The sequence below is a fragment of the Nitratireductor sp. B36 genome (genome assembly GCF_020833685.1).
Taxonomy (GTDB): domain Bacteria; phylum Pseudomonadota; class Alphaproteobacteria; order Rhizobiales; family Rhizobiaceae; genus Nitratireductor.
Genome location: NZ_JACKZY010000003.1, coordinates 499541 through 523749 on the forward strand (window position 1 = coordinate 499541; position 24209 = coordinate 523749).

Annotated in this window: 21 protein-coding genes; 13 read left to right on the plus strand and 8 right to left on the minus strand. The window is 62.1% G+C overall.

Annotation, left to right across the window (positions count from 1 at the left end; genetic code table 11):
- From H7H48_RS14170 to H7H48_RS14230, 13 genes are all read left to right on the plus strand, one after another.
- Complete coding sequence (locus H7H48_RS14170) at positions 1-1881, plus strand: CocE/NonD family hydrolase (protein ID WP_229449699.1); 1881 nt, start codon at positions 1-3, stop codon at positions 1879-1881.
- A 434-nt stretch (positions 1882-2315) separates the two neighbouring features.
- Positions 2316-3080: a DeoR/GlpR family DNA-binding transcription regulator gene (locus H7H48_RS14175; RefSeq protein WP_229449700.1), complete on the plus strand. Its 765-nt coding sequence runs from the start codon at positions 2316-2318 to the stop codon at positions 3078-3080.
- Positions 3081-3114: 34 nt separating this feature from the next.
- Complete coding sequence (locus H7H48_RS14180; protein ID WP_229449701.1) at positions 3115-3924, plus strand: BtpA/SgcQ family protein; 810 nt, start codon at positions 3115-3117, stop codon at positions 3922-3924.
- A gap of 25 nt (positions 3925-3949) precedes the next feature.
- Complete coding sequence (locus H7H48_RS14185) at positions 3950-4933, plus strand: ABC transporter permease (RefSeq protein WP_229449702.1); 984 nt, start codon at positions 3950-3952, stop codon at positions 4931-4933.
- Positions 4930-6030 carry a M42 family metallopeptidase gene (locus H7H48_RS14190; RefSeq protein WP_229449703.1) on the plus strand — a complete coding sequence of 367 codons (1101 nt, stop codon included), beginning with the start codon at positions 4930-4932 and terminating at the stop codon, positions 6028-6030. Before H7H48_RS14185 ends, H7H48_RS14190 begins: the two co-directional genes overlap by 4 nt.
- The gene (locus H7H48_RS14195) at positions 6030-7544 is read left to right on the plus strand and encodes an FGGY-family carbohydrate kinase (RefSeq protein WP_229449704.1); all 1515 of its coding nucleotides are present in this window, start codon (positions 6030-6032) and stop codon (positions 7542-7544) included. Before H7H48_RS14190 ends, H7H48_RS14195 begins: the two co-directional genes overlap by 1 nt.
- A gap of 54 nt (positions 7545-7598) precedes the next feature.
- The gene (locus H7H48_RS14200; protein WP_229449705.1) at positions 7599-8597 is read left to right on the plus strand and encodes an autoinducer 2 ABC transporter substrate-binding protein; all 999 of its coding nucleotides are present in this window, start codon (positions 7599-7601) and stop codon (positions 8595-8597) included.
- A gap of 152 nt (positions 8598-8749) precedes the next feature.
- The gene (locus H7H48_RS14205) at positions 8750-10264 is read left to right on the plus strand and encodes a sugar ABC transporter ATP-binding protein (protein ID WP_229449706.1); all 1515 of its coding nucleotides are present in this window, start codon (positions 8750-8752) and stop codon (positions 10262-10264) included.
- The gene (locus tag H7H48_RS14210) at positions 10261-11280 is read left to right on the plus strand and encodes an ABC transporter permease (protein ID WP_229449707.1); all 1020 of its coding nucleotides are present in this window, start codon (positions 10261-10263) and stop codon (positions 11278-11280) included. The genes H7H48_RS14205 and H7H48_RS14210 overlap by 4 nt, the downstream gene beginning before the upstream one ends.
- A 33-nt stretch (positions 11281-11313) precedes the next feature.
- Positions 11314-12309, plus strand: coding sequence for a dihydroxyacetone kinase subunit DhaK (locus H7H48_RS14215; protein ID WP_229449708.1), 996 nt, complete (start codon positions 11314-11316; stop codon positions 12307-12309).
- 9 nt (positions 12310-12318) lie between these two features.
- On the plus strand, positions 12319-12927 hold the full coding sequence (locus H7H48_RS14220; protein ID WP_229449709.1) for a dihydroxyacetone kinase subunit L: 609 nt from the start codon (positions 12319-12321) through the stop codon (positions 12925-12927).
- 167 nt (positions 12928-13094) lie between these two features.
- Positions 13095-14543, plus strand: coding sequence for an SLC13 family permease (locus H7H48_RS14225; RefSeq protein WP_229449710.1), 1449 nt, complete (start codon positions 13095-13097; stop codon positions 14541-14543).
- A gap of 33 nt (positions 14544-14576) precedes the next feature.
- Entirely contained in the window at positions 14577-15452 is an 876-nt protein-coding gene (locus tag H7H48_RS14230) for a LysR family transcriptional regulator (RefSeq protein WP_229449711.1), read from the plus strand.
- A 114-nt stretch (positions 15453-15566) separates the two neighbouring features.
- Here H7H48_RS14230 and H7H48_RS14235 read toward each other — a convergent pair whose 3' ends face one another.
- From H7H48_RS14235 to H7H48_RS14270, 8 genes are read right to left on the minus strand one after another with little or no spacing between them, the layout of a single operon-like run.
- Positions 15567-16295: an SDR family NAD(P)-dependent oxidoreductase gene (locus H7H48_RS14235; protein WP_229449712.1), complete on the minus strand. Its 729-nt coding sequence runs from the start codon at positions 16293-16295 to the stop codon at positions 15567-15569.
- 4 nt (positions 16296-16299) lie between these two features.
- Positions 16300-17103: a cyclase family protein gene (locus H7H48_RS14240; RefSeq protein WP_229449713.1), complete on the minus strand. Its 804-nt coding sequence runs from the start codon at positions 17101-17103 to the stop codon at positions 16300-16302.
- Positions 17100-18359 carry an SDR family NAD(P)-dependent oxidoreductase gene (locus H7H48_RS14245; RefSeq protein ID WP_229449714.1) on the minus strand — a complete coding sequence of 420 codons (1260 nt, stop codon included), beginning with the start codon at positions 18357-18359 and terminating at the stop codon, positions 17100-17102. Before H7H48_RS14245 ends, H7H48_RS14240 begins: the two co-directional genes overlap by 4 nt.
- Positions 18356-19540, minus strand: coding sequence for a thiolase family protein (locus H7H48_RS14250; RefSeq protein WP_229449715.1), 1185 nt, complete (start codon positions 19538-19540; stop codon positions 18356-18358). The genes H7H48_RS14245 and H7H48_RS14250 overlap by 4 nt, the downstream gene beginning before the upstream one ends.
- Positions 19540-21180: an AMP-binding protein gene (locus H7H48_RS14255; RefSeq protein ID WP_229449716.1), complete on the minus strand. Its 1641-nt coding sequence runs from the start codon at positions 21178-21180 to the stop codon at positions 19540-19542. The genes H7H48_RS14250 and H7H48_RS14255 overlap by 1 nt, the downstream gene beginning before the upstream one ends.
- Before the next feature lie 13 nt (positions 21181-21193).
- Positions 21194-21676, minus strand: a complete 483-nt coding sequence (locus H7H48_RS14260; protein ID WP_229449717.1) for an aromatic-ring-hydroxylating dioxygenase subunit beta — start codon at positions 21674-21676, stop codon at positions 21194-21196.
- A complete protein-coding gene (locus tag H7H48_RS14265; protein WP_229449718.1) occupies positions 21676-23007 on the minus strand; it encodes an aromatic ring-hydroxylating dioxygenase subunit alpha in 1332 nt (443 codons plus the stop codon). The genes H7H48_RS14260 and H7H48_RS14265 overlap by 1 nt, the downstream gene beginning before the upstream one ends.
- Before the next feature lie 40 nt (positions 23008-23047).
- A complete protein-coding gene (locus H7H48_RS14270; RefSeq protein ID WP_229449719.1) occupies positions 23048-24013 on the minus strand; it encodes a PDR/VanB family oxidoreductase in 966 nt (321 codons plus the stop codon).
- Positions 24014-24209 lie beyond the last annotated feature (196 nt).

The following is a 24209-nucleotide window of genomic DNA, read 5'->3' on the forward strand; positions in this document are numbered from 1 at the left end:
ATGGCCGACCTGACGCCGTATATCGCCCTTTATGATGATGTGGTCGTTCACCGGGATGTCATGATCCCGATGCGCGATGGCGTCAGGTTGGCCACAGACATTTATCGTCCTGCCCGGGATGGGGTGCCTGTGGACGAGCCCCTGCCGGTCGTCTTTGAGCGCACTCCCTATGACAAGTGCGGGACACCACGGACCGAGCTGACCTTGAACAATCCGGAGCCGGCAACGCGGCCTGAGCTGGCGGTTCGCCTTGTGCGCGAGGGCTATATCGTCATCTGGCAGGATTGCCGTGGGCGATATGGTTCCGAAGGTACGTTCACCAAATATCTGAACGAGGGCGAAGACGGGTTCGATTCCATGGTCTGGATCGAGGCGCAACCGTGGAACAATTCGCGTATCGGGACGATGGGGCTGTCCTACGACGCGCACACGCAGTTGGCGATGGCGTGTCTAAACCCTCCAGGACTTGCCTGCATGGCAATCGATTCCGGCGGGTTTTCGAACGCCTTCACCTGCGGTATCCGCCAGGGAGGCGCGTTCGAACTCAAGCAGGCTACCTGGGCTTATAACCGAGCAATGGAAGCGCCGCTGGCACTGAAGGATGCCCGCATCAGGGCTGCGATCGAAGCCGAAGATCTTCGCGGCTGGTTCGCTCAAATGCCCTGGACACGGGGACGTAGCCCCGTGAAGTGGGATCCTGATTATGAGACCTATCTGCTCGACCAGTGGCAGAAGGGGCGCTTCGACGACTTCTGGAAAAAGGTCGGAATCTGGGCGGCCGGCTTCTATGACCAGATGGAGAGTGTCCCGACCATCCTCATGTCCAGTTGGTATGACGCTTATGTTCATACGACGCTGGAAAACTATGCGGGTTTGAAAAAGCCTGATCGACCGCTGATCCTGATCATGGGGTGCTGGACGCATGGCAACCGGTCGAAGCGGATTTTCGGCGATGTCGATTTCGGCCCCGCTGCACCTTTCGACGGTCATGTCGATACGGATTGGCTGACTTTTCGCCTCCGCTGGTTTGACCGGTGGCTCAAGCAGAATGAAGACCCTGACACAGCGTTGGATACGCCTGTCCATTATTTCCTGATGGGCGGGGGTGGCGGGGCAAAAACCCCCGCCGGGCACATGATGCACGGTGGCGAATGGCGGCGTAGCACCGACTGGCCTCCACCGGAAGCCAAACCGCGCCGCTTCTACATGCATCCGGACATGCTGCTCTCGGATGATATGCCGGCGGGGGAGGGGCAGTGGCTCGAATATGATTACGACCCGCGCGACCCTGTTCCCACCATTGGCGGCTCATTAACCTCCGGCGAACCGATCTTTACGGGAGGTGGTTTCAACCAAGTCGAGCAACCCGAGTTCTTCGGGTGCAAGCACCCGGGTATGCCGCTGAACGCACGGAAGGATATTCTGTCTTTCGAGACAGAGCCTCTCAAGGAGGATCTGGCAATCGCCGGTCCCGTCACGGTTCGGCTTCATGTTTCCACGGATGCGCCGGATACCGATTTCACGGCGAAGCTGGTGGATGTGTATCCGCCCTCGGAGGATTATCCCCGCGGCTATGCCCTGAACATCACCGACGGAATATTCCGGGTGCGTTATCGCAAGTCGTTTGAAGAGCCGGAACTCGTCTCTCCGGACGAGGGTATTTTCGAGATCGAAATAACACCTTTCGCCACCGCAAACCGGTTCTGCAAGGGGCATAGAATAAGGCTCGACATCTCGTCTTCGAACTTCCCGAAGTATGATGTGAACCCGAATACGGGGGCTCCCGAGGGCACTTCACGCACCATGAACACCGCCCGCAACCGGGTCCATGTCGACCGGGTTCACCCATCCCATATCGAGTTGTACTGCCTTCCCGGTTGAGCCTGAGCCGGGGTTAAGCTGCCCGGCGCACGGGCAATTTCACCTCTGGTCTCAAAAATCCATGCAGTCACGATCCGCGTGCATCCCTTTCGGATTGGCGAGGACGTGGCTGCGCCGTTGACCGGCGGTGGATTGTCCGGGAGCGCGATTTTCCTGTGTAGATGCTGGCCACTGCAGCAACGCGGGCGCTTTCGTCAGGCTGATGCCTGAAAGTCCTGGCGGCAACCCGCTTCTCGCGCCAACTTGCGACCGCGAGGTGATCCCTGCTCTTTGCTGAGCAGCGTGTAGTTCCTTACGGCAAATCGATCCCCGTCCCGGAAAGACTGCGATATCAGGTGCTCGTAAGCAGCCGCTTCGCATTATCGGAGCGAAAAGTGAAGTTTATCTATTGACTCGATCAAATCGATCATTAACGATCATAGTGGGAGGATAAGATGCAACATCGGTTTCCGCAAAAGCGTCAGCAGCAGATGATCGACGTCATTGTCGAGCGCAAGCGCGTGAGCAATGCGGATCTGTCCGAGATTCTCGGCATTTCACTCCCTACTGTCCGGCGTGACCTTGTGGTTCTGGAGCAAGCGGGCGTGGTGACGCGAACCCATGGTGGCGTTGTCGCGCGCGGTGTGGGTGAGGATGGAACAGAGCCGCTTTTCCTTGAAAAGCTCCGTCAGAACCAAAGCCTGAAACAACGTATTGGCCAGGTGGCTGCCAGCAAGGTGCTCGACGGTCAGGTTGTGCTTCTGGATTCCGGCACAACGGCGCTTGCGACCGCGCATGCGCTTGCCGGTCGGCGAGTGACTGTGGTGGCGATCGACCTCAAGGTCGCTGAGGCTGCATCGATCGGCGCTACCGAGGTGCATATTGTCGGTGGGCGCGTTCGGAATGGCTATTTCAGCCTCGTTGGAAACTGGTCGAAGGATGCGCTGTCCAGCATCAAGGCAGATATCTGCTTTCTTGCCGCAGATGCGGTGGACCACGAGGGCGTCACCACCGCTACCTTCGAGGAAGCCGAAACAAAGCGGATCGCCATGGAGCGATCGAAGCGCGTTGTCGTCATCACCGACCACAGCAAATTCGGCAAGCGCGCTTTTGCGCAAGTCTGTGGGCTCGAAGCCGTGGACGAACTGATTACCGACAGGGGCGGCACGGACGTCATCGCATCCTATCGGGCACTGATACCGGCCATCACCCTCGTCTGAGGGGAGGGCCCAAACCAAGAAAGAAAGGCACGGAATGTCCAAGTTCAAGCAGCTCTTCGGCGACAAGAAACCCATCATATCGATGGTGCATCTTCTGCCGATGCCCGGCTCGCCCCTTTATGATGCGGATGCGGGCATTGACGGCATCGTCGCCGCGGCGCGAAAGGATCTCATCGCCCTGCAGGAGGCGGATGTCGATGCAGTGATGTTCGGCAATGAGAACGATCGCCCTTATGAGCTCAAGGTGGATGTCGCTTCCACCGCCGCCATGGCCTACGTGATCGGCCAGTTGCGCAACGAGATCAAGAAGCCGTTCGGCGTGAATGTTCTGTGGGACCCGATGAGCACGGTGGCTCTTGCCACGGCAACCGGCGCCTCCTTCGTGCGCGAAATCTTCACCGGCACTTACGCTTCCGACATGGGGCCGTGGACGCCGAATGCCGGCGAGGCGCTGCGCTACCGCAACCGCCTTGGCCGTGATGATCTGGTGATGCTTTACAATGTCTCGGCGGAGTTCGCCGATTCCATGGACAAGCGTCCCCTTGCCGACCGCGCGCGTTCTGCTGTGTTCTCATCCATCCCAGACGCCGTGCTTGTGTCGGGAGCGATCACCGGAGAGGCCGCGGAAATGGCCGACCTCAAATCGGTGAAGGAAAAGGTCACGGACACACCGGTCCTCGCCAACACGGGCGTTCGCCACAACACGGTGGCCGACATTCTCAAGATCGCCGATGGCTGCATCGTGGGCTCGTCGCTCAAGGTCGACGGGAACACCTGGAACCCGGTCGACCCGGAGCGAGCCAAAGAGTTCATGCAGATCGTGAAGGCTGCCCGCGGCGGCTGATCATCGGTATCAGGGGAGGAAGATCATGGACGCAAGACAGGACACGACAGGCTCTCACCTCAAAAGCCTCGGGATTCTGACAGCGCTGATATTCGTTGCGCTCGCAATCGCCAGCCCGACGTTCCTGTCTTCATCGAACCTCCAGTCCATGGGCTTCCAGTTCCCTGAGTTCGGGCTTTTGTCTCTGGCTGTTTTGCCGACAATGATTTCTGGCGGCATTGATCTTTCGGTTGTTGCCGTCGCAAATCTGGCCTCGATCGTGGCCGCGGTGACCATGAAAGCCGGGCCGAACGTGGCATGGCTCGCCATCCCCGCCGGGCTCGCTGTGGGGCTTGCCTGCGGGGCGTTCAACGGTTTTCTCATCGCCTATCTGCGGCTGCCGCCCATTCTGGCAACGCTCGGCAGCATGCAGCTTTTCGCGGGCATCGGCATCATCATTACGCGCGGGCCGGCCATCACCGGCCTTCCTGACTGGTACACGGCGTTCGGCAACTGGACGATCGGTGGTGTTCTCCCGCTTCCGCTCGTTCTGTTTGCACTCGTTGCATCGGGCCTCGCCTTTCTTCTGCGGCGCACGCCCGTCGGCATGCGCCTGCGCCTGTTCGGCGCCAATCCGGTCGCCGCCGATTTCGCCGGCGTGCCAGGAAAGAAGCTGATCATCCAGATTTACGCCATTGCCGGCTTCATCGCGGCACTTGCCGGTCTGGTGGTCTTGGCACGCGTCAACTCGGCCAATGCGGACTATGGCAGCTCCTACCTGCTGCTTGTCATTCTCATCAACATTCTTGCCGGCGTCAGCCCCGCCGGCGGCTTCGGCACCGTCACCGGCGTGGCCCTGGCAGTGATCTGCCTGCAGTTCATCTCCAGCGGGCTCAACATCCTCTCCTTCAGCGCCTTCTCCCGCGACCTCTTCTTCGGCGGCCTGCTTATAGCCGTCATGTCCTATCGCGCGGCTTTCGGTTCCTTCGATGTAAAGGCGCTCTTCCAACGAAAGGCTCATCAACCATGAAAGAGCGCCTCCGCTCACTCCTCAAAACCCTGATGCTGACACCGGGCCTGTCCGGACATGAAGACCGTGTGCGCCGCCGCATCGAGAAAGAGCTCGCGGATCTGCCGCTTGCCCTGCGCACGGACCGCCTCGGCAATCTGATCGCCACACTGGAAGGCGATGAGGGCGCGCCTTCGGTCATGCTCTTTGCCCACACCGACCAGCTGGGCTTCATGGTGCGCAAGATCGAGGACAATGGTCTGGTGCGCATCGAGCGGCTGGGTGGCATTCCGGAAAAGGCCCTGCCCGCGCAGGCCGTCCTGTTCTGCGTCGGCGAAGGCCGCGACGTGCAGGGCGTGATTGCCAACAAGAGCCATCACGCCACGCCGCCGGACGAGAAATACAAGGTCACGCCCTATCAGGACGTGTTCATCGATGTGGGCGCGGAAGACGCTGCGGGCGTCAAGGCTCTGGGTATCGAGATCGGCACGCCGGTGGTCTACGACCCGCGCGTTATCGAGCTCAATGAAAATCGCCTGATCGGCACTTCGGTCGATGACCGTGCCGGTTGTGCGGTGGTCGTGGAAGTTGCTCGCGCACTTGCGGCAGAAGGTCCACGCCCCACGGTGCATTTCGTCTTTGCGGTGCTCGAAGAGTTCAACCTTCAGGGCGCGATGGTCGCCGCTCGCGCGATCAGCCCCGACATTGCCATCCAGCTCGACCTCGCCCTCAACGCCGACACGCCCGACATGACCCAGCGCGGCGAAGTCGCACTCGGCAATGGCCCGGCGATGAGCCTTTATTCGTTCCACGGGCGCGGCACGCTCAACGGCACCATTCCGCACCCGGCCCTGCCGAAGCTCTTCTCCGACACGGCTTCAGCCGAGGGCATCAATCTGCAGCGCACGGCCCATACCGGGGCACTGACCGATTCTTCCTATGTGCAGCTCCTCAATGAGGGTGTCGCCTGTATCGATATGTGCTTCCCCTGCCGCTACACGCACACCTCGCTTGAAATGTGCGACCTGCGCGATTTGGAAGCCCTCACGAAACTGCTGATCGCCGCGATCCGCCGGGTCGACGCCGATTTCAGCCTGAACCGGGATGACTACACCTGATGGATTGCTATCTCGGCATCGACATCGGAACCTTTGAAACCAAGGGCGTTCTGGCCGACGGTGAGGGGCGCATTCTGGCGACTGCCAAGCGGCGGCACGACATGATCGTGCCGCAGCCCGGCTGGGCCGAACATGATGCCGAGAATGACTGGTGGGGCGAGTTTTGCGCCATCAGCCAAGAACTGATCGCGTCCACGGGCACCGCTCCTGAAAGCATCAAGTCGGTTGCGGCAAGCGGCATCGGCCCTTGCATGCTGCCGGTCGATGAAGACGGCAAGCCGCTGATGAAAGCCGTGCTCTATGGCGTCGACACCCGGGCGGCGGAAGAGATCGACGAGCTGACCGCCGAGATCGGCGAGGAAACGCTGCTTGCCGAATGCGGCAATGCGCTCAGCTCGCAATCGGTCGGCCCGAAGATCCTGTGGTTGAAGAAGAACCGGCCCGAGATCTACGCCCGCACTCACAAGGTGATGAACTCTTCATCCTTTCTGGTACACCGGCTGACGGGACGTTTCGTCATCGACCACTACTCCGCGTCGTCCTCCAGCCCGCTCTACGACATTCGCACCAATCGCTGGACCGACCGCTACGCCGAGCGCATCATTGCGCCTGATCGCCTGCCGGAACTTTTATGGAGCACCGAGATTGCCGGCCATGTGACAGAACGGGCGGCGAGGGAAACGGGGCTTGCGCCAGGCACGCCGGTTACGGCGGGCACCATCGATGCGGCGTCGGAGGCCGTCAGTGTCGGGGTTCTCGGCACCGGCGAAATGATGATGATGTATGGCTCGACCATGTTCATCATCCTGGTCACCGACCATCGCGTGGAGGATGGACGGCTCTGGTATGCGCCGTGGCTTTTCGAGGGTCAGCACGCCTGCATGTCCGGCACATCGACGAGCGGCACGCTCACCCGCTGGTTTCAGGAGCAGTTTGCGCGCGAACTGGATGAGAGCGAGGCGCTGCGGCTTCTGGCCGAAGAGGCAGCGCGCGCGCCGGTGGGCGCAAACGGCATCGTGGTGCTGCCCTATTTCTCCGGCGAGCGCACACCGATCCACGATCCCCATGCGCGCGGCATGGTCTTCGGCCTCGATCTCACCCATACACGTGCCGACGTCTATCGCGGTTTCCTCGAGGGCATCGCCTATGGCGTAGCCTCGGTCATCGAGACCTATGAGGAGGCGGGTGCTGGTGTGAAACGGATCGCCGCGGTGGGTGGTGGCACGAAGAATGCCGTGTGGTCGCAGGCCATCTCGGATGTCAGCGGCAAGGTTCAGGAGGTTGCGGCCAACACGGTTGGCGCGGCCTTCGGCAATGCGTTTCTGGCAGCCGTGGCCGTGGGCGCTGCCGGGCGCGAAGACATTCGCCGTTGGAACCCGGTGGAACGGTCCATCACGCCGCAGAAGAGAAATCGCGCCATCTACGACGCACGCTACAGCACGTTCAAGGAATTGTACGTCCGCAACAACGATCTCATGAGGGGAGCGGGCAAACGGGCGTCCGATGAAGCCTGACAGACGGCCATCCCGGCCGTCGGGGCACTGACACACTGCAACAGGAGGAGTCACATGGCTTTGAATTTAAGGAAACTCACCGCCGGAGTGGCGCTTGGCGCCGCGCTGATCGTCGGGGCCGGCGCCGTTACCCACGCCCAGGACGCCAAGCACTCGATCGTGACGGTGGTGAAGCTCTCGGGTATCGCCTGGTTCAACCGTATGGAAGAAGGCGTCAAGGAATATGCCGCCGAAACCGGCCATGATGCCACCCAGGTTGGTCCGGCATCCGCGGATGCTGCACTTCAGGTCCAGATGATCGAAGACCTTATCGCCAAGAAGGTCGACGCCATCACTGTGGTGCCGAATTCGCCGGAGGCACTGGAACCTGTTCTCGGCAAGGCACTTGACGCCGGCATCAAGGTGGTCGGTCATGAGGCGTCCAGCCTTCAGAATGTCACCTATGACGTGGAAGCCTTCGACAATGCGGCTTATGGCCGTCACCTGATGGAAGCGCTCGCACAGGCCATGGGCGGCGAGGGCGAATATGCGGTGTTCGTTGGCCACCTGACGGCAAAGACCCACAATGAATGGGTGGATGCTGCCATCGCGTACCAGAAAGAAAAATACCCGAACATGACGCTTGTCACCGACAAGCTCGAGAGCAACGAGCAGCAGCAGACCGCCTATCAGAAGACCAAGGAACTTCTGCGCACCTATCCGAACCTCAAGGGCATTCAGGGCTCGGCCGGTGAAGATGTCGTGGGTGCGGCTCTGGCTGTCGAAGAAGCCGGTCTCGACGGCAAGGTCAAGATTGTCGGCACCAGCCTTGTTTCTGTCGCCGGCCCCTATCTGGAGACCGGCGCCATCGACATGATCTCCTTCTGGGATCCGGCCAAGGCGGGTATCGCCATGAACAAGGTCGCCTCCATGGCCATCGAAGGCAAGGAAATCACCGACGGCATGGACCTCGGCGTTGAGGGCTATAACGCGATCAAGCTCGATGGCAAGGTGCTCTACGGCCAGGCCTGGGTCGATGTCACCACGGACAACATGAACGATTACGATTTCTGATCGTAGCGTGTTGACGTGACCGGAAACGAGAGACGCATGGAGCCCGTCTGCGGTCCTGAAATCAGGACCGGCAGTCGTCTGCGCGCCTCTCGATCCAACCGCCGCCGGGCCAGTTTGCCCGGCGGCATTGCCTGAACAACAGAGATTTTCCCATGAACGACGAAGCGAACCCCGGCGCGCCCATCCTGCAGATGCGGGATATTCGCAAGGCCTACGGGCCGGTGCGGGTGCTGGAAGACGTCAATCTGGAACTGCGCGAAGGAGAGGTGCGGTGCCTCGCTGGCGAAAACGGTTCCGGCAAATCGACGCTGATCAAGATCCTCTCGGGCGTGGTGAGTGCGGATGCTGGCCAAGTTTCGTTGAACGGTCGCCAGTTGGGCAACGACCCCATGGGCGCCATCACAGCCGGCCTTTCGGTCATCTACCAGGACTTTTCGCTGTTCCCCAATCTGAGCGTCTGGGAGAATATCGGCTTTCTCACATCGGTCACATCGGGCGACGTCGTGCACAGGCGCAGCGCCCGCCGCCGCCTGGCGATCGAGACATTGAAGCGCATGCAGGTGGAGATCGACCCCGATGCCCCGGTCGAGCTTCTGCCGGTGGCATCGAAGCAGCTCGTCGCCATTGCTCGCGCGCTGGCCAATGAGGCGCGCATCATCGTCATGGACGAACCGACCACCGCGCTCACCCGAAGCGAGGTCGCGCATCTTCTCGAGATCGTGGGCGCATTGAAGAAGGAAGGCGTTTCCTTTCTTTTCGTGAGCCACAAGATCGAAGAGGTTTTTGCCGTCTGCGATACGGTGACGGTGCTGCGCGACGGTGCGGTGGTTGTGGAGGGCCCGATCGGTGAGTTCGATGCCGGACGGCTGGTGGAAGCCATGACCGGACGGTCGGTGGACAGCCAGCGCCTGCCGCGCGAAGAGAGCGCCGTGCAGCGCCCCTTCCTTGCGGCCAGCGGGTTGGGTCGCTGCGGCAATTTCGCCGACGTGGATCTGGAACTGCGGCCAGGTGAAATCGTCTCGGTGGTCGGACTTCTGGGATCTGGCCGAACCGAGCTGGCGCAGACCCTGTTCGGCTACATGCAGCCGGACGCCGGGAGGATTGAAATCGACGGCGATGCCGTTACCTTCAAAAGCCAGCACGACGCCATCGAGCGCGGTATTGCCTATGTGCCGGAAGACCGGTTGACGGAAGGGCTCTTTCTCAATCAGCCGATCGGCGACAACATCACTGTTTCCAGTCTGGAAAAGTCGACGAAGCTTGGCATCGTCAGCGCCGCCAGCCTGATGCAGCGTGCCCGCAATGCGGTGAAGAACCTGCGCATCAAGACACCCGACGTTACACCCGCCGTGGCGACACTTTCGGGCGGCAACCAGCAGCGCGTCGTCCTGGCGCGCTGGATGGAGCGCAAACCCCGCCTGCTGATCCTTAACGGTCCTACCGTGGGTGTAGACGTGGGGTCGAAACGCGAGATCCACGAACTGCTCGTTTCGCTCAGCCGCAGCGGAACGGCGGTGATGGTCGTCACCGATGACATTCCAGAAGCGCTTGCACTCTCCGACCGCATTCTGGTGATGGTGCGCGGGCGCATTACCGCAGGTTTCGACGCTGCAGCGGTGGATGAAGATACACTCTATAACGAAGTCATCAGGGAGGACCGGGCATGAACGCGCTGGCCCGCATCTTTGCCTCGCCACAGGGTATCGTGTTCTTCGTCGCGGTTCTTTTTGCCCTCGTTCTGGGCCTCATCAACCCGGCCTTTTTCACACCCGCCACGCTGATCGATCTTGCTCGCAACGGTCTGGTGACCGGCATTTTTGCGCTTGGTGTCATGATGGTTCTCGCCTCCGGCGGTATCGATGTCTCGCACACCGCCATCGGCGCCTTTGCCATGTATGCGACGATGAAGATCGTTCTCGGTATTGATCTCGATCTGCCGATCATCGCCTATTTCGTGATAGCCGCTGTCATTGGCGCTGGGCTTGGTCTGATCAACGGTGTTCTGATCGGCGGCCTCGGATTGAACACGCTGATCGTCACGCTCGGCACACTCTCCTTCTTCCGCGGCGCGCTGCTCACCTTCCTGGGCACCACCTACATCACTTCGGTGCCGCGCGAAGTGATCAATTTCTCGCGCACGATCCTGATCCGCATCGAGAATGCGGTGGGACAGATGGTTTCGCTGCCTGCCTCCTTCCTGGTACTCGTCGCTGTTACCATCGTCCTTGCCATCATCATGAACTTCACCGTTTTCGGTCGGAAGGTCTATGCCATCGGCGGTTCGGAAGAGGCGGCCCAGCGCATCGGGATCCGCATCAAGCGGGTCAAGGTGATGATCTATGTGATCGCCGGCGCCATTGCCGGCCTGGCCGGCATGACGCATGTCACGCTCTCGCGCATGGCCAATCCGTTCGATCTGGTTGGGATGGAGCTCAACGTCATCGCAGCTGTGGTCCTGGGCGGTGCGCGCATCACCGGCGGGCATGGCACGGTGCTCGGCACGCTTCTCGGCGTATTCGTGATCACCATGATCAACACCACCCTGCTGATGGCCGGCGTTCCGTCCTACTGGCAGAAATTCGTGATCGGCTGTCTGATCATCGTGGGAACCGGCCTGCCCATCGTCATCGACCGTCTCGCCAGACACCGCCAGCGCATGAAACGCCCATTGGAGGCGGGGTGATCCTTTCGAACACAGCTCCCAGGGAGGACAAGCATGAAGAAAATCCTGAACAATCCAGCTGACTATGTCGATGAGATGCTGGAGGGCATGGTTGCAGCTCATCCTGAAATCTACGCCCAGCCTGTGCGCCGCGTGATTGCACGGGCCGGGGGGGCGAAGAAAGGCAAGGTCGGCATCGTGACGGGCGGTGGCTCCGGTCATCTCCCGGTCTTCACCGGCTATGTGGGCACTGGCCTGCTCGATGCCTGTGCCATTGGAGATGTCTTCGCCAGCCCGTCTGCCGAACAGATGGCCGAGGCCATCCGGCTGGCCGATGGCGGCGCGGGCGTGCTGCGCCTCTATGGGAATTACGGCGGCGATGTCATGAATTTCGACATGGCCGGTGAAATGGCCGAGATGGAACACGACATCCGCACGACCACCGTGCTTCTGACCGACGATGTGGTTTCAGCGCCAAAGGAAGAAGCCGAGAAGCGGCGCGGCGTGGCCGGTATGGTGTACGCATTCAAGATCGCGGGTGCGGCCGCCGAGCGCGGCGACAACCTGGATGAAGTCACCCGTATCGCCCAGAAGGCGGCGGATGCCTGCCGCTCCATCGGCATGGCGCTGACGCCGTGCACCATCCCGCAGGCGGGCAAGCCCACATTCGAGATCGGCGAGACGGAAATGGAAATGGGCATGGGCATCCATGGCGAGCCCGGCATCTGGCGCGACGCGATCAAGCCGGCAGACGAGATCGCGGAGGAGATGCTGGAACGTCTCATGGCCGACCAGCCGCTTGCGAAGGGTGACCGCATCTCCATTGTGGTGAACTCGCTTGGCGCAACGCCAGCCGAAGAGCTTTACATTCTTTATCGACAAGCAAAGAAAGTGCTTGATGCGGCAGGTGTCGAAATCGTGATGCCTTTGGTCGGTCGTTATGCCACTTCCATGGAAATGACGGGCGCAACGATCACGATGATCAAACTGGACGATGAACTGGAAGGCCTGCTGAACGCGCCGGCAGAATGCGCCTTCTGGCGTGTTTAGGAGCGGGCGATGATCGACAGCAAGGCGATTTCAGAAGCCCTCAAACGCATCGCATCCCACACCGCTGCGGCCAGCGAGGAGCTTTGCGCTGCTGATGGTGCCCTCGGGGACGGCGATCTTGGGATCACCGTGTCAAAAGGGTTTGCGGAGGCTGCCGCGGCGGAGCTTCCCGATGATGTGGGCATGGCGCTCCTTGACGTGGCAAAGGCGTTTCAACGCGTCTCGTCATCCTCCTACGGTACGCTGCTCGCTACGGGCTTCATGGCGGCGGCGAAACTTGAAAAAGGAAAACCCGGGATCGAACCCGAGGAGATGCCGGGCCTCGTTGCTGCCGCGCGTGACGCCATGATGGCGCGCGGAAAGGGCAATCTGGGTGACAAAACGGTGCTCGACAGTCTCGATGCCGTTGCCAGTGCGCTTGAGGGAACTTCACCGCAAATAATGGTCGAGACGGCGATCAAAGCCGCCGGGGACACTGTGGAGCGCTATCGGGATCTGCCGAACAAGCTGGGGCGCGCGCGCATGTTCGGTGAAAAGAGCGTCGGTTTGCCGGATCCTGGACAGCTCGCATTTCTTCGCATTGTGGAAGGACTGCGCAACGAGGCTCACGGGAGCTAGATCCGGATTTCTTCGTCACCCGCGTCCTTACAGGGGAAGCTGCCATATCCGTGGCGCTTCCCTCTGTTTTTCTGAGGGCACACATTTCAACAAACGATTGGATCGGAGAAGGGGGAAGAGAGCAATGTCTCCCACAAGACATTGCTTCCCGGAGGTCTCCTCATCTCATGAACGAACAATCGCCCCTGCCACTCCCGCGTTCTCTCGCGGGGCTTTCCAGGTTGGCCCCGCAAGGGGATGGGCAAGCGGGGAATGTTCTGAAATCGGCGGGTGTTCTTGCTGTCGCCGGTGCTGTCGGATTGGTCACCAGCCTGTTGTTACCGGCGCAAATGGCGCTTGCGGCGGGGCTTGCCGTCTTCTGCATCGGCATGTGGGCGACAGCCGCGGTCCCCGAATACTGGACCGCGCTGATGTTCTTTCTCATCGCCATGCTTTCCGGTATCGCCCCGGCGCAGGCGGTGTTTTCCGGCTTCTATTCATCGACCTTCTGGCTGCTCTTCGGGGGAATCATTCTGGGGGTGTCGATCCGTTACACTGGCCTTGGCAAACGCATGGCGGCAGTGCTCGCCGGCATGCTCGGCACGCGCTATTTCACCGTCATTGCGGGCGTGACCGGCTTCAGCCTGGTGCTGGCCTTCGTCATGCCGTCTTCCATCGGGCGCATCGTGCTGCTTCTGCCGATCGTCGTCGCGCTCGCCGATCACATGGGATATGGCAAGGAGAGCAACGGGCGGACCGGCATGATTCTGGCCGCAGCCTTCGGAACCTGCCTGCCAGCCTTCACCATCCTGCCGGCGAACGCACCCAACATGATCCTGGCCGGTATGGCCGAGACGCTTTATGGCGCGCGCATTTCCTACTGGTCTTATCTGACCATTCATTTCCCGGTTCTGGGCCTTCTGAAGGCGGGCGTGCTCGTCGTGCTGATCCTAAGGATGTTTCCCGATGGCGATCCGCAGCGCCAGCCGGAGGTGCCGGCGGACCTGCCGGGGATGTCCCCGGCGGAAACGCGGCTGACAATGGTGCTGGGGCTGTGCCTTGCCCTGTGGCTGACCGATACGCTCCACCATATCTCGCCGGGCTGGATCGCGCTTGCCGCCGGTCTCTATTGCCTGTGGCCCGGGTCCGGGCTCACCTCGAAAAAATGCATCAATGAGGACGTGAACTACGCCTCGCTCTTTTTCGTCGCCGGCATTATCGGACTTGGCACGGTGCTTTCGTCAACCGGGCTGGGCGAAGTGGTGGTGGAAAATCTGAGCGGTCTTGCCGGATTTCAGGCAGACCGGCCTTTCTGGAACGTCGCCATGCTGACGGGCATTTCGACGCTGGTGGCGATGATCACGAACCTGCCCGGCGTGCCCGCGATCATGACGCCGGTGGCGGAGAACCTTGCGACACTGACGGGGCTGCCGCTCACCACGGTGCTGATGACGCAGGTTCTGGCCTTCTCCAACGTGTTTCTGCCCTATCAGGCACCGCCGCTGATAACGGCAATGCAACTGGGTGATCTGCCGACAGGTGCGGTGGTCCGGCTCTGCCTTGTGATGTTCGCCATCGGCGCGCTCGTGCTCATGCCGCTCGATCTCCTGTGGTGGTATGCTCTTGGCATGGTGTAGACATGCGTCTGGCGACCGAGCGATGAGGCGGGAATGGATATTCAGCAACTGAGAACCTTCGTTGCCGTTGCTCGCGAGGGAAGCATTACGCGCGCCTCCGAGCGCATCCATCTCAGCCAGCCTGCCGTCAGCGCGCATATCAAGGCGATGGAGGAGACGCTTGGGCTTTCCCTCTTCGAGCGCACACCGCGCGGTATGGACCTGACGGGGGACGGCGAACGCCTGCTTGCGAGGGCCGAACAGACGCTGGGCGCCCACCGTGAACTGCTTGAGGAGGCAACCCGTCTCAAGGGCAGCCTCACCGGGCGCCTGCGGTTTGGCATGGGTTGCAATTCCGAGCCTGAGGCGCTGGGGCGGCTGATGACGGGCTTTGCCGAGCGCTATCCGCAGGTGGATGTCGTGCTGCGGCATGGAACCTCGCGCTCCATTGCCGAAGGCATTCGCAGCGGCGGTCTGGATGCCGGCTTTTACAACGAGACAGGCGAACCCGGCGACGATCTGACTGTGGTCGACGTCCTGCGCTTTGCCATCTATCTCGCGGTTCCGCCCGGGACCGTGGACGCGAAAGACAAACCCGACTGGCCGAAACTGGCGGAGATGCCGTGGATTTGCCCGGCCCCTGATACGTGCTGTGGGGAGGCGGCCGAGGCGCTCTTTCGCAGGCATAATTTTCGGCCCACCCGCATCATCAGCGTTGACCGGGAGCAGGTCACGCGCACATTGATCGCAGGCGGGGTAGGCGTCGGTCTGCTGCACGCAGAAGCTGCGCGCTCGGCGGAGGCAGATGGCGAGGTGGACCTCATCTGCAAGGCGCATGCTGCCGCACGGCTCGTCTTTGCCAGCCTCAGAGAGAGGGACGACGACCCGCTGCTTCAGGCGGCGCGCTCCATCGTTACCGCCGCCGACTAAAGCATATTGCAGTCAGGTGGGATCACCTGACGCCCGCACAAATGCGGAGAAACAGACAGATAGAGCGGAGCGGCGTTTTCCTGAAACGGTGAGCCGCTCTAACGTGGCCCGCTGTCAAAGCTGCATGCTGCCCACGCTTGCACCACCGCAGACATAAAGCGTCTGGCCGGTGACGAAGCTGGCCTTCGGGTCGGCGAAGAACATGAAGGCGTTGGTGACGTCTTCCACCGCACCGAGCCGGCCAACGGGAATGCGTTTGGCAAGCTCTGCTTCCCGCTCGCTGCCCTTCGGGATGATGCCCCAGAAATTGTCGGTCTGGATCGGTCCCGGCGCAACCACATTCACGGTGATACCGTGGGGCGCGAGCTCCAGCGCCCAGGTGCGCGCCATGCCCACCATGCCGGCCTTGGATGCGCCATAGGCGGTGCGGGTCTGCGCGCCGAGCGCTGCGCGCGATCCATTGAAGAGAACACGGCCGAAGCGGCGTTCCTTCATGGAGGGCAGGAAGGCTTTCAAAAGCGTGAGGGCGGAGCCCAGGTGAAGCTGGGCGAGGCCGGTAATGTCCTCGGCGCTGGCGTCTTCGATGAGGTTCGGCCAGATGAGGCCTGCATTCTGCACGAAATGGGTGACGTCGTGCCTGCCGGCGATTTCGGCTGCGGCTTCACGCACGGCTGCGTCGTCCAGCAGGTCGGCTTCGACCGAGCTCAGCCTTTCATGCGAGAACTCCGGCGCGCGGCGCGCGACCGAGATGACGCGATAGCCCGCATCCAGCATGGTCTGCGCCAGATTCGCGCCAATGCCCTTGTTGCCGCCGGTGATGACGGCTGTCAGCTCTTTGTCCATCGTGTCATGTCCTGCCGGGCACAAGCGCCACCACGCGCAGCGGGCTGCCGGTGCCGTTCTTGATCTTGAGCGGGGTTGCGATCAGCATCGCGCCGGTGGGCGGAAGCCGGTCGAGATTGTTGAGGCATTGCAGGCCGTAGCGCCCTGCGCCGTGAAGATAGAAATGGGCCGGGTAGGGCGGCGTGTAGTGCGATCCCTGACCGGCGTCGGTGCCGACGGTCTCGGTGCCGAAACCGCGAATCCCGCGTTCGTCCACGAGAAGCCGGATCGCCGCCGGCGTGGGGCCGGGCGAATGTGCGCCATCCTCGCGCATGTTGAGATAGGCCGCGCCGCGGCGCTTCGACCAGTCGGTGCGCATCAGAACCCAGCTTTCGGCGGGAATGCGGCCATGCTCGGCCTCCCACGCCTCGATGACCTCCGGCGTCAGCTCGAAATCCTCGTCTGCGGCAGCGCCTTCGGAGCAGTCGATCACGCAGACCGGGCCGATAAAGCGCTCGGCGGGAATCTCGTCGACGCTGCCATTGGGCACGTCGCGGCCGGAGATCCAGTGCGAGGGCGCATCGAAATGGGTGCCGGTGTGCTCGCTGCAGGTGAAGTTGTGCCATTTCCACGCCGGGCCGCGATGGTCATAGGCGGACACTTCTTCCATGCGGAAGCGGGCGCACTGGCCGAATTCCGGTGGCAGCACGATGACCGGAAAATCCTGATCGAGCGTGTGAGTGAGGTCCACCACCTCGATTGCGCCGGTGGCGAGTGCCTCCGCCAGATTGCCCAGAAGGGCGGATGGGTCGGTTGCGTGGACGTTCATGCGCCGCCTCCGTCGGTTTCGCTCATCTCGCGTTCCAGCACTTTTGCGCCGGCGCGCCAGCGCTCGATCAGGTCCTTCGCCACATCGCCGACGAACACGTCTTCCAGCCCGTCCTTGAGGCCGGAGACGATGGCGCGGGCAAGGGCTGCGGGCGCGACCTTGGGCGGCGGCAGGGGCTGGTGCCATGCGTCGTCCGTCGGGCCGGTATAGACATTCATCACGCGCACGCCGCCGGGGCGCATCTCTGCGCGCAGGCACTGCGACAGCGAGTAGGCCGCGGCATTGGAGGCCGAGAAAGCGCCGAAGGCAGGCATGTTGGAATAAGCGTAGACCGACAGGATGTTGACCCAGGCGGCGGCGCTGTTGTCGCCATCTGCGCCGCGCCCGCGCATGGCCGGGCCGAAGGACTGGGCAAGCCGCATCAGGCCGAGATAGTTCACCTCCATCTCGTCGCGGGCGAACACGGTGTCTCCACGGTCCATGATGCCGCCGGGGCGCACGAATCGGGCATTGTTGACGAGAATGTCCGTCTTGCCGCCGATCTCGCCGGCAAGCTCGGTGACCGACGCGGTGTCGGTGACGTCGAGCGGCACGATCTGGACATTGGGGATCGCCTCGAGTGCCGCGCGGTGCGGATAGGGCCGCCAGCCCTCGGGCTCGCCGATGAAGATGATCGACGCGCCGGCCTTGGCGAAGGCTTCCGCCAGCGCCACGGCGTTTTCGCTCCTCGCATCGGTGATGAGCACACGGCGGAATTTCGGATCGGCGGTGATTTCGCGCAGTTGCGGATCGTCTTCCATGTGGGGCGTCCCTTCGGGAGGCAGGGCGTAGAGAACGCCCTGGCCCGACTTGTCGAGCCGGTTGATGATGCGCACCCTGCCGCCGCGCGGCGCGTCGCCATGGACATGGCACATGACGGAGGGGCCGGCGTCGAGCCGGACCGTGCCGACACGCCATGGGGTGCGTTCGCGGAAATAGGTGTTGGTGCTGGTGCGCACCGTGGTTTCGGCGATGAGCTCGCCCGCCGGGTCGATGTCGCGCCAAGGGAGGTCGGTCGACAGGCAGGTGGAGCAGGCGTCGCGCGGCGGATATTGCAGCGCGCCGCATTCGCCGCAGACCTGCAGCATGAAGCGCCCCTCGGCGGCAGCCGCCGTGAGCCCCAGCGCCGCGCGGCTTCTGAGGCCCGAGGGCAGTGTCTGTGTGCGGGTGCGCTTTTGCGGGTCTTTCTTCGGCGGCGGCAGGATGGCGTCGGTCATGTGCCCGCTCCCGAAATGATGGCGGCGCTGGAACAAACGCCACGGTCGTAATTGATCATGCCGAAGCCGGAGACCATGGCGGTCGTCGCCCCTTCCACCTGAGTGGGACCGGCTGTGCCGGTGATCTGGCGGATGGCCTCGACCAGCCCGATAAAGCCGCCGGCGGCTCCCGCCTGCCCGGCTGAAAGCTGACCGCCCGACGTGTTGTGCGGAAAATCGCCGGCAATGGTGAGATCGCGCTCGCGCACGAAGGCCGGACCGTCACCTTTCCCGCAGAACCCCAGATCCTCGAACTGCATCATGGAGATGACCGGGTAGTCGTCATAGGTCTGCAACAGGTCCATGTCGTCGGGCCTGGCGTCGGCCATGGCGTAAAGCTCGTCGATATCCATGGCCCAGCCGCCGCGCATCTGGATCGGGTCTTCGGGGAAGGCGTTGTGACGTTCGATGCTGCCGCGAATATGCGCGTGAGGAAGGCCGGCGGCGCGGGCGTCCTCCTCACGCATCACGAGAAACGCTTCTGCGCCGCTGACGGGCATGACGCAATCGAACAGCGCGATGGGATCGGAGATCATGCGCGCGGAAAGATACTGATCCATGGTGAGCGGCTTTTTCATCACCGCATGCGGGTTCTTCAGCGCATTGTCGCGCTGGGCGACGCAGATGCGGCCGAAATCCTCGCGGGTCGCGCCATAGGCGCTCATATAATGGTCGGTCAGGAGCGCGAAACAGGCATTCGGTCCCCCTGCTCCATAAGGGTATGAGGCATCTTGCGCGAAGCGGCTGAAGCTTGAGAGCATGCGCCGGAAACTGTCGACATGGTTGGTATCGCCGGCGACACAGGCGACGATGTCGGCGTCGCCCGCCTGCACCGCGCGGGCTGCGCGCCTGAGCGCCACGACGCCGCTCGCCCCGCCCATGGGGATGTGATCGAGCCAGCGCGGGGTGAGACCGAGATGCTGGGTTAGCCCCACTGCCGTGTCGGGAAAGAGTGTGAAGCTTGAAACCGAGAAGCCGTCGACATCGCGGGGGCTGAGGCCGGCGCTTTGAAGCGACTGGCGCAGCGCGCGGGCGATCCACCAATGCGCCGTTTCCTTCGAAAAGCGCTGATAAGGCGTGGTGGCGGGCGCGGCGAGCACCACGCCCTCATAGCCCATCCGTTTTGAGGTGCGACCCGCCATCAGGCCGCGCGCCTTTTCTTCATGGAGCGTGTGTCGACCGTTCCCGGATCGGTGAGGAGCCGGGCGACCAGTGTTTTCAGTTCGCCGCGCTGGATCTTTTGCGTGGAGGTCAGGGGCAGGGCGTCGACAAAGGCGATGTAGCCCGGAACCTTGTAATAGGCGACGCGGTCCAGACACCATTCGGCGATCTCGCGGGCGCGCGCCTCATCGCGTTCGCCGCTCTCGACCACGAGACAGGCGAAGACCTCGTCGCCGCGCAGCTCGTCGGGTGCTGCTGCGACCGCTGCGGCCTTGATGTCGGGATGCTGCATCAAGAAGGATTCCACCTCCACGGCGGCGATGTTCTCGCCGGAACGGCGGATCACGTTCTTCTTGCGGTCGACGAAGAAGAAGTCGCCATCGGCGTCGCGCATGACGATGTCGCCGGTGTGGAACCAGCCGCCTTCCCACGCTTCGGCGGTGGCCTCGGGGTTGGCGTAGTATTCGGAGAAGAAGCCGAAACGCGGATCTTCGCCCGCATGGCGCACCAGAAGTTCGCCGGGTTGCCCGGGGGCTGCCTCGCTGCCATCGTCTGCGACCACGCGGGCCTCGATGTCCGGGCCGGGCTGGCCAAGGCAGTTCGTGCCGCGCTTGCGGGGCTCGTGATTGGCAACGATGACCGCGCCGGCCCCCGTCTCCGTCATCGCCCAGCCCTCGATCAGCGGTATGCCGAAGCGCTCCTCGAACGGGCCGTGCAGCTTGGGGTCGATGCCCGCGCCGAAACCGAAGCGCACATTGTGCGCCCTGTCCTGTTCCGTGGGTTCGGCCTTCATGAGAATGGACGGCATGACGCCCAGATAATGCAGGCAGGTGGCCCGGCTGTCACGCACGCTCCGCCACCAGCTGCGCGGGTGGAAACGGTCGAGCGCGATGAGGCAGCCGCCGACCGTGATCATCGCCATCAGCGAATAGGCCATGGCGTTCATGTGGAAGATGGGCAGCGGCGTGATCATGCGCTCGCCGTCTTCGTTCATGGCGCATAGGCCGCCCGCCTTCGCGTACCACCGGCCCGAATGCAGGAAATAGAGGTTGGAGAGGACGCAGCCCTTGGGCTTGCCCGTGGTGCCGGAGGTGTAGAGCATGGCCGCTTCGCGGTTGAGCGGCGCGCCCTGCGGCGTCTCCATGCCGGCAAAGCGTGGATCGAGCGGCGGGGTGTCGGCCTCTGGCGTGACGACCGGAAAGCCGACGCCGGAGACGGCGGCCGCCTGTTCGAGATCTGTCACACGGTTCGCGATGGCCACGGCCAGAACCGGGCGCGCGTGCCCGGCCATGTATTCCAGTTCAGCCGATTGCAGGTCGGGATTGACCGGCACGACCGAGAGCCCCAGCGCATTGAGGGCGAACCAGTGCAGGAAGAAGCCCGGCCGGTTTTCCATCAGGAGCATGACGCGCATGCCGGCGCGATAGCCCCCGTCGGCATAGGCGTCCCTCAAGCGCTCGATCCCGGCGAGAGCCGCGCCATAGGAGAGTTCGCCGGCGGGGATGTCGTAGACCGAGGCCGTCTCCTCCAGCACGTGCAGGAAGGGGCGCTCGGGCCAGCGCCCGGCGGTGTCGGCAAAGGCCGCGAACACGGTGTCGAACGGCGGGATCTGCGATTTCATCTGCTGCGCGCTTTCAAAGGAACATCTGGATATTGCCGAAGGCGGCATCGGAATTGAGCAGATCGACACGCTTGTGGGTGATCTTCAGCTTTCCGTCGATGAGTTTCAGCTCGTGGCGTGCCGTGGCGGCGAGCAGGATCTGGTCGTCGAGCCGCGTCTCCACATAGTGAAACGCCGTGTGGGTGACATACTCACCCTTCTCCTCGTCCATATGGTCGATGAAGGGGCGGTTCAGAACGTGGTGGCAGCGGGTTTTTGGCTTCTGGGAGAAGGTGCGCTCGCCCTTGAAGCGCTCGACGCGCAATTTGCGCATGAAGGCATCTTCATGCAGCAGCGAGGTGACGTGCTTGGCGTCTTCCTGATTGTAGTCGAGCGGCATCCAGTAATAGCTGTCGTGAGTCCACAGATCGAGCCATTCGTCAAAGCGCCCATCGTCCAGCATGCGGGCTTCTTCATAGACGAAGTCGATCAGGTCGTCGCGGGTGGGAGCCTTCATTACGCGTCTCCTTCCATCGTCATCGTCATGTATTTTTCCCACGCGTGGAACTGGTTGCGCATCTGGCGCTCGGTGGTGCCGTTTTCGACGGCGATCTCGTCGAAATTCTCGCCTTCCTGGTAAAGGCGCTGGACATTGACCCATTCCAGCCCGTCGGAATGCAGGCCCTCCTGCGCGCGCTCATACATTTCCAGATCGTCATGGCCGACCATGGAGGTGGGCGCGTTGATCATGCGGTTGTACATGGCGGTGCGCTCCAGAAGCATGTCGGGCGCGCCCACCAGCCGGTAGATATAGCTTTCGACAAGCGTCTTGTCGGCGGCGATGGGGGTGAACAGCCGCAATTGCTGGATCGGCCCTTTGATCATGATGTTGGGGAAATAGACCGTGTTGTGCCGGTTTTCGCCGAGGATCGCCTTTGCGCGCTCCTCGCCATAGGCCTCGACCATCTGCTCGTAATAGCCGGGAATCGCTGAATAGTCGGAGTGGATCGAGTGATGCACGCCGGTGTGGCCGTGGCCGTTCGGCCAGGTGCGGATGCCCATGTTCTCGAAGAACTCATAGGGGCTCATGAAGGGGGCGATCACCTCCATGGCCATGGGCTTTTTCGTGCCTTCGGGCTTGTCCATCTTCTCCCACAGGTCGATGGCCGTGCCGGCGGAGCTTTCATGCGCGACCATGGGATGGCAGGTGTCGGTCTGGTTCTCGACCAGCATCTTCCAGTTGCAGCGATGCATGTAGCGCAGCGGCGGGCCGGCCACTTCCAGACGGCCCTCGGGCGAGCGGTCGACCATATTGTCGAAGGAGCTCAGCGATTCTCCGAAGAAGCTTTCGAAGTCCGGGCCTTCCTTGTTGAGGCGGGCGAAGATGAAGCCGCGATAGTTTTTTACCGCACCGACCGGGGCCATGCCATGAACGGATTCGCTTTCTTCGAGGCCGGTGTCCTTGTAGCCCTTGCGCAACGGGATCGCCAGCAGGCAGCCATTCGTCTTGAACGACCATGCATGGTAGGGGCAGCGAAAGAACTTGCCCGTGTTGCCCGTCCGGTCGATGGCGATCTTCGTGCCCTTGTGCGGGCAGCGATTGTGCAGGACATAGATCTCGTTGTCGGAGTGGCGCACCATGATCACCGGCTGCGTGCCGATCTCGGTGGTGAAATAATCGCCCTTGTTGGGCGTCTGGCTCTCATGGCCGACAAAGACCCAGGTGTTGGCGAAGAGATGTTTCATCTCCAGCTCGAACACTTCCTGATCGATATAGACGTCGCGGTGGACTTCCGTGGGCCGGATCAGATTTCTGATCGCCTGGGGGTTGTTCGCGTAACGGCTCATGGCTTGCTGCTCCCTTGCTGGCCGCCGTCCAGTCGGTCTCCTAGAGGTCGAGGACGAGCCGGTCGGATTTTGCGCGTGACACGCAGATCTGCATGACGTCATTTGCCGCGCGTTCATCGTCGGTGAGGATGACATCGCGGTGGTCGGGAATGCCGGACAGGACCGTTGTCTGGCAGATGCCGCAATCGCCGCGCTGGCAATCATAGATCAGGTCGACGCCTTCCTCCTCGAGCACTTCGATGATGGACTTGCCCGGCGGGATGGTGAAGACCTGACCCGTGGAGCTGATCTCGACCTCGAAGGGCTTGTCGCCCGCTTCGGCTTCATGCGCCTCGAACAGCTCGAAATGCACGTGATCCTTGGCGATGCCACGGGCATGGGCGATTTCGCGCACCGCCTCGATCATGCCGCGCGGGCCGCACACATAAATGTGGCCTTCGGCAGGCGCCTTGCCGATCAGCGCCTTGAGGTCAATGCAGGTCTCGGGCTCGTCGTCGCAATGGATGGTGAGGGCATTGGTTTCGATGGCTTCCAGCACATCGACAAAGGCCAGCAGAGTGCGCGAACGGCCCGCATAGTGAAACGAGAAAGGGCGGTCCTTCGCCTTGAGTTCGGCAGCCATGGAGATGAGCGGCGTGACGCCGATGCCGCCGGCGATGAGAAGGACAGGCGCTTGTGCATCGACCAGTGCAAAGTCGTTGCGCGGGGCGGAGGTTTCGATGATGTCGCCCTCCTTCAGCCCATGCATGAAACGCGAGCCGCCCTTGCTGTCCTCTTCGAGGCGCACGCCGAGGCGATAGGTGGAGGGCGTGTCGGTGGCACCTGCTTCGGTACTGGCATTGACGAGGGAATAGTGCCGGTCTGAGCCATCAGGCAGCGTGACACGGATATGTGCGCCGGCTGAAAAACCCGGCAACGGGCCGCCATCGACCGCCTCCAGTTCGAGCGCCCGGATCTGCGGTGTGAGTGCCTCGGATTTGCGTACCTTGAGCTTCAACTCGCTCATTGGCGATCTCTCCTCCTGCGACGGCCCTTCCAAATCTTCTTGTTGGTTGTGAGCAGTGGCCACGCTTTGCGATTAATATGAATTCGCATATTTTTCCCTGTCAAGCTTCAAACCTAAAAAAGTGAAATTTCATCTTTTTAAGCTTGAAGAGCATGAAAACTTATGGAAGCCTCATGCGCAGGAGGAGGCCGTCATG

Coding starts and splice junctions, on each gene's coding strand:
- H7H48_RS14260 (WP_229449717.1), bottom strand. CDS start 21,676: ATGAAGGCTCCCACCCGCGACGACCTGATCGACTTCGTCTATGAAGAA.
- H7H48_RS14250 (WP_229449715.1), bottom strand. CDS start 19,540: ATGGCGGGTCGCACCTCAAAACGGATGGGCTATGAGGGCGTGGTGCTC.
- H7H48_RS14210 (WP_229449707.1), top strand. CDS start 10,261: ATGAACGCGCTGGCCCGCATCTTTGCCTCGCCACAGGGTATCGTGTTC.
- H7H48_RS14190 (WP_229449703.1), top strand. CDS start 4,930: ATGAAAGAGCGCCTCCGCTCACTCCTCAAAACCCTGATGCTGACACCG.
- H7H48_RS14235 (WP_229449712.1), bottom strand. CDS start 16,295: ATGGACAAAGAGCTGACAGCCGTCATCACCGGCGGCAACAAGGGCATT.
- H7H48_RS14265 (WP_229449718.1), bottom strand. CDS start 23,007: ATGAGCCGTTACGCGAACAACCCCCAGGCGATCAGAAATCTGATCCGG.
- H7H48_RS14170 (WP_229449699.1), top strand. CDS start 1: ATGGCCGACCTGACGCCGTATATCGCCCTTTATGATGATGTGGTCGTT.
- H7H48_RS14205 (WP_229449706.1), top strand. CDS start 8,750: ATGAACGACGAAGCGAACCCCGGCGCGCCCATCCTGCAGATGCGGGAT.
- H7H48_RS14175 (WP_229449700.1), top strand. CDS start 2,316: ATGCAACATCGGTTTCCGCAAAAGCGTCAGCAGCAGATGATCGACGTC.
- H7H48_RS14220 (WP_229449709.1), top strand. CDS start 12,319: ATGATCGACAGCAAGGCGATTTCAGAAGCCCTCAAACGCATCGCATCC.
- H7H48_RS14225 (WP_229449710.1), top strand. CDS start 13,095: ATGAACGAACAATCGCCCCTGCCACTCCCGCGTTCTCTCGCGGGGCTT.
- H7H48_RS14180 (WP_229449701.1), top strand. CDS start 3,115: ATGTCCAAGTTCAAGCAGCTCTTCGGCGACAAGAAACCCATCATATCG.
- H7H48_RS14215 (WP_229449708.1), top strand. CDS start 11,314: ATGAAGAAAATCCTGAACAATCCAGCTGACTATGTCGATGAGATGCTG.
- H7H48_RS14240 (WP_229449713.1), bottom strand. CDS start 17,103: ATGAACGTCCACGCAACCGACCCATCCGCCCTTCTGGGCAATCTGGCG.
- H7H48_RS14245 (WP_229449714.1), bottom strand. CDS start 18,359: ATGACCGACGCCATCCTGCCGCCGCCGAAGAAAGACCCGCAAAAGCGC.
- H7H48_RS14185 (WP_229449702.1), top strand. CDS start 3,950: ATGGACGCAAGACAGGACACGACAGGCTCTCACCTCAAAAGCCTCGGG.
- H7H48_RS14230 (WP_229449711.1), top strand. CDS start 14,577: ATGGATATTCAGCAACTGAGAACCTTCGTTGCCGTTGCTCGCGAGGGA.
- H7H48_RS14270 (WP_229449719.1), bottom strand. CDS start 24,013: ATGAGCGAGTTGAAGCTCAAGGTACGCAAATCCGAGGCACTCACACCG.
- H7H48_RS14200 (WP_229449705.1), top strand. CDS start 7,599: ATGGCTTTGAATTTAAGGAAACTCACCGCCGGAGTGGCGCTTGGCGCC.
- H7H48_RS14255 (WP_229449716.1), bottom strand. CDS start 21,180: ATGAAATCGCAGATCCCGCCGTTCGACACCGTGTTCGCGGCCTTTGCC.
- H7H48_RS14195 (WP_229449704.1), top strand. CDS start 6,030: ATGGATTGCTATCTCGGCATCGACATCGGAACCTTTGAAACCAAGGGC.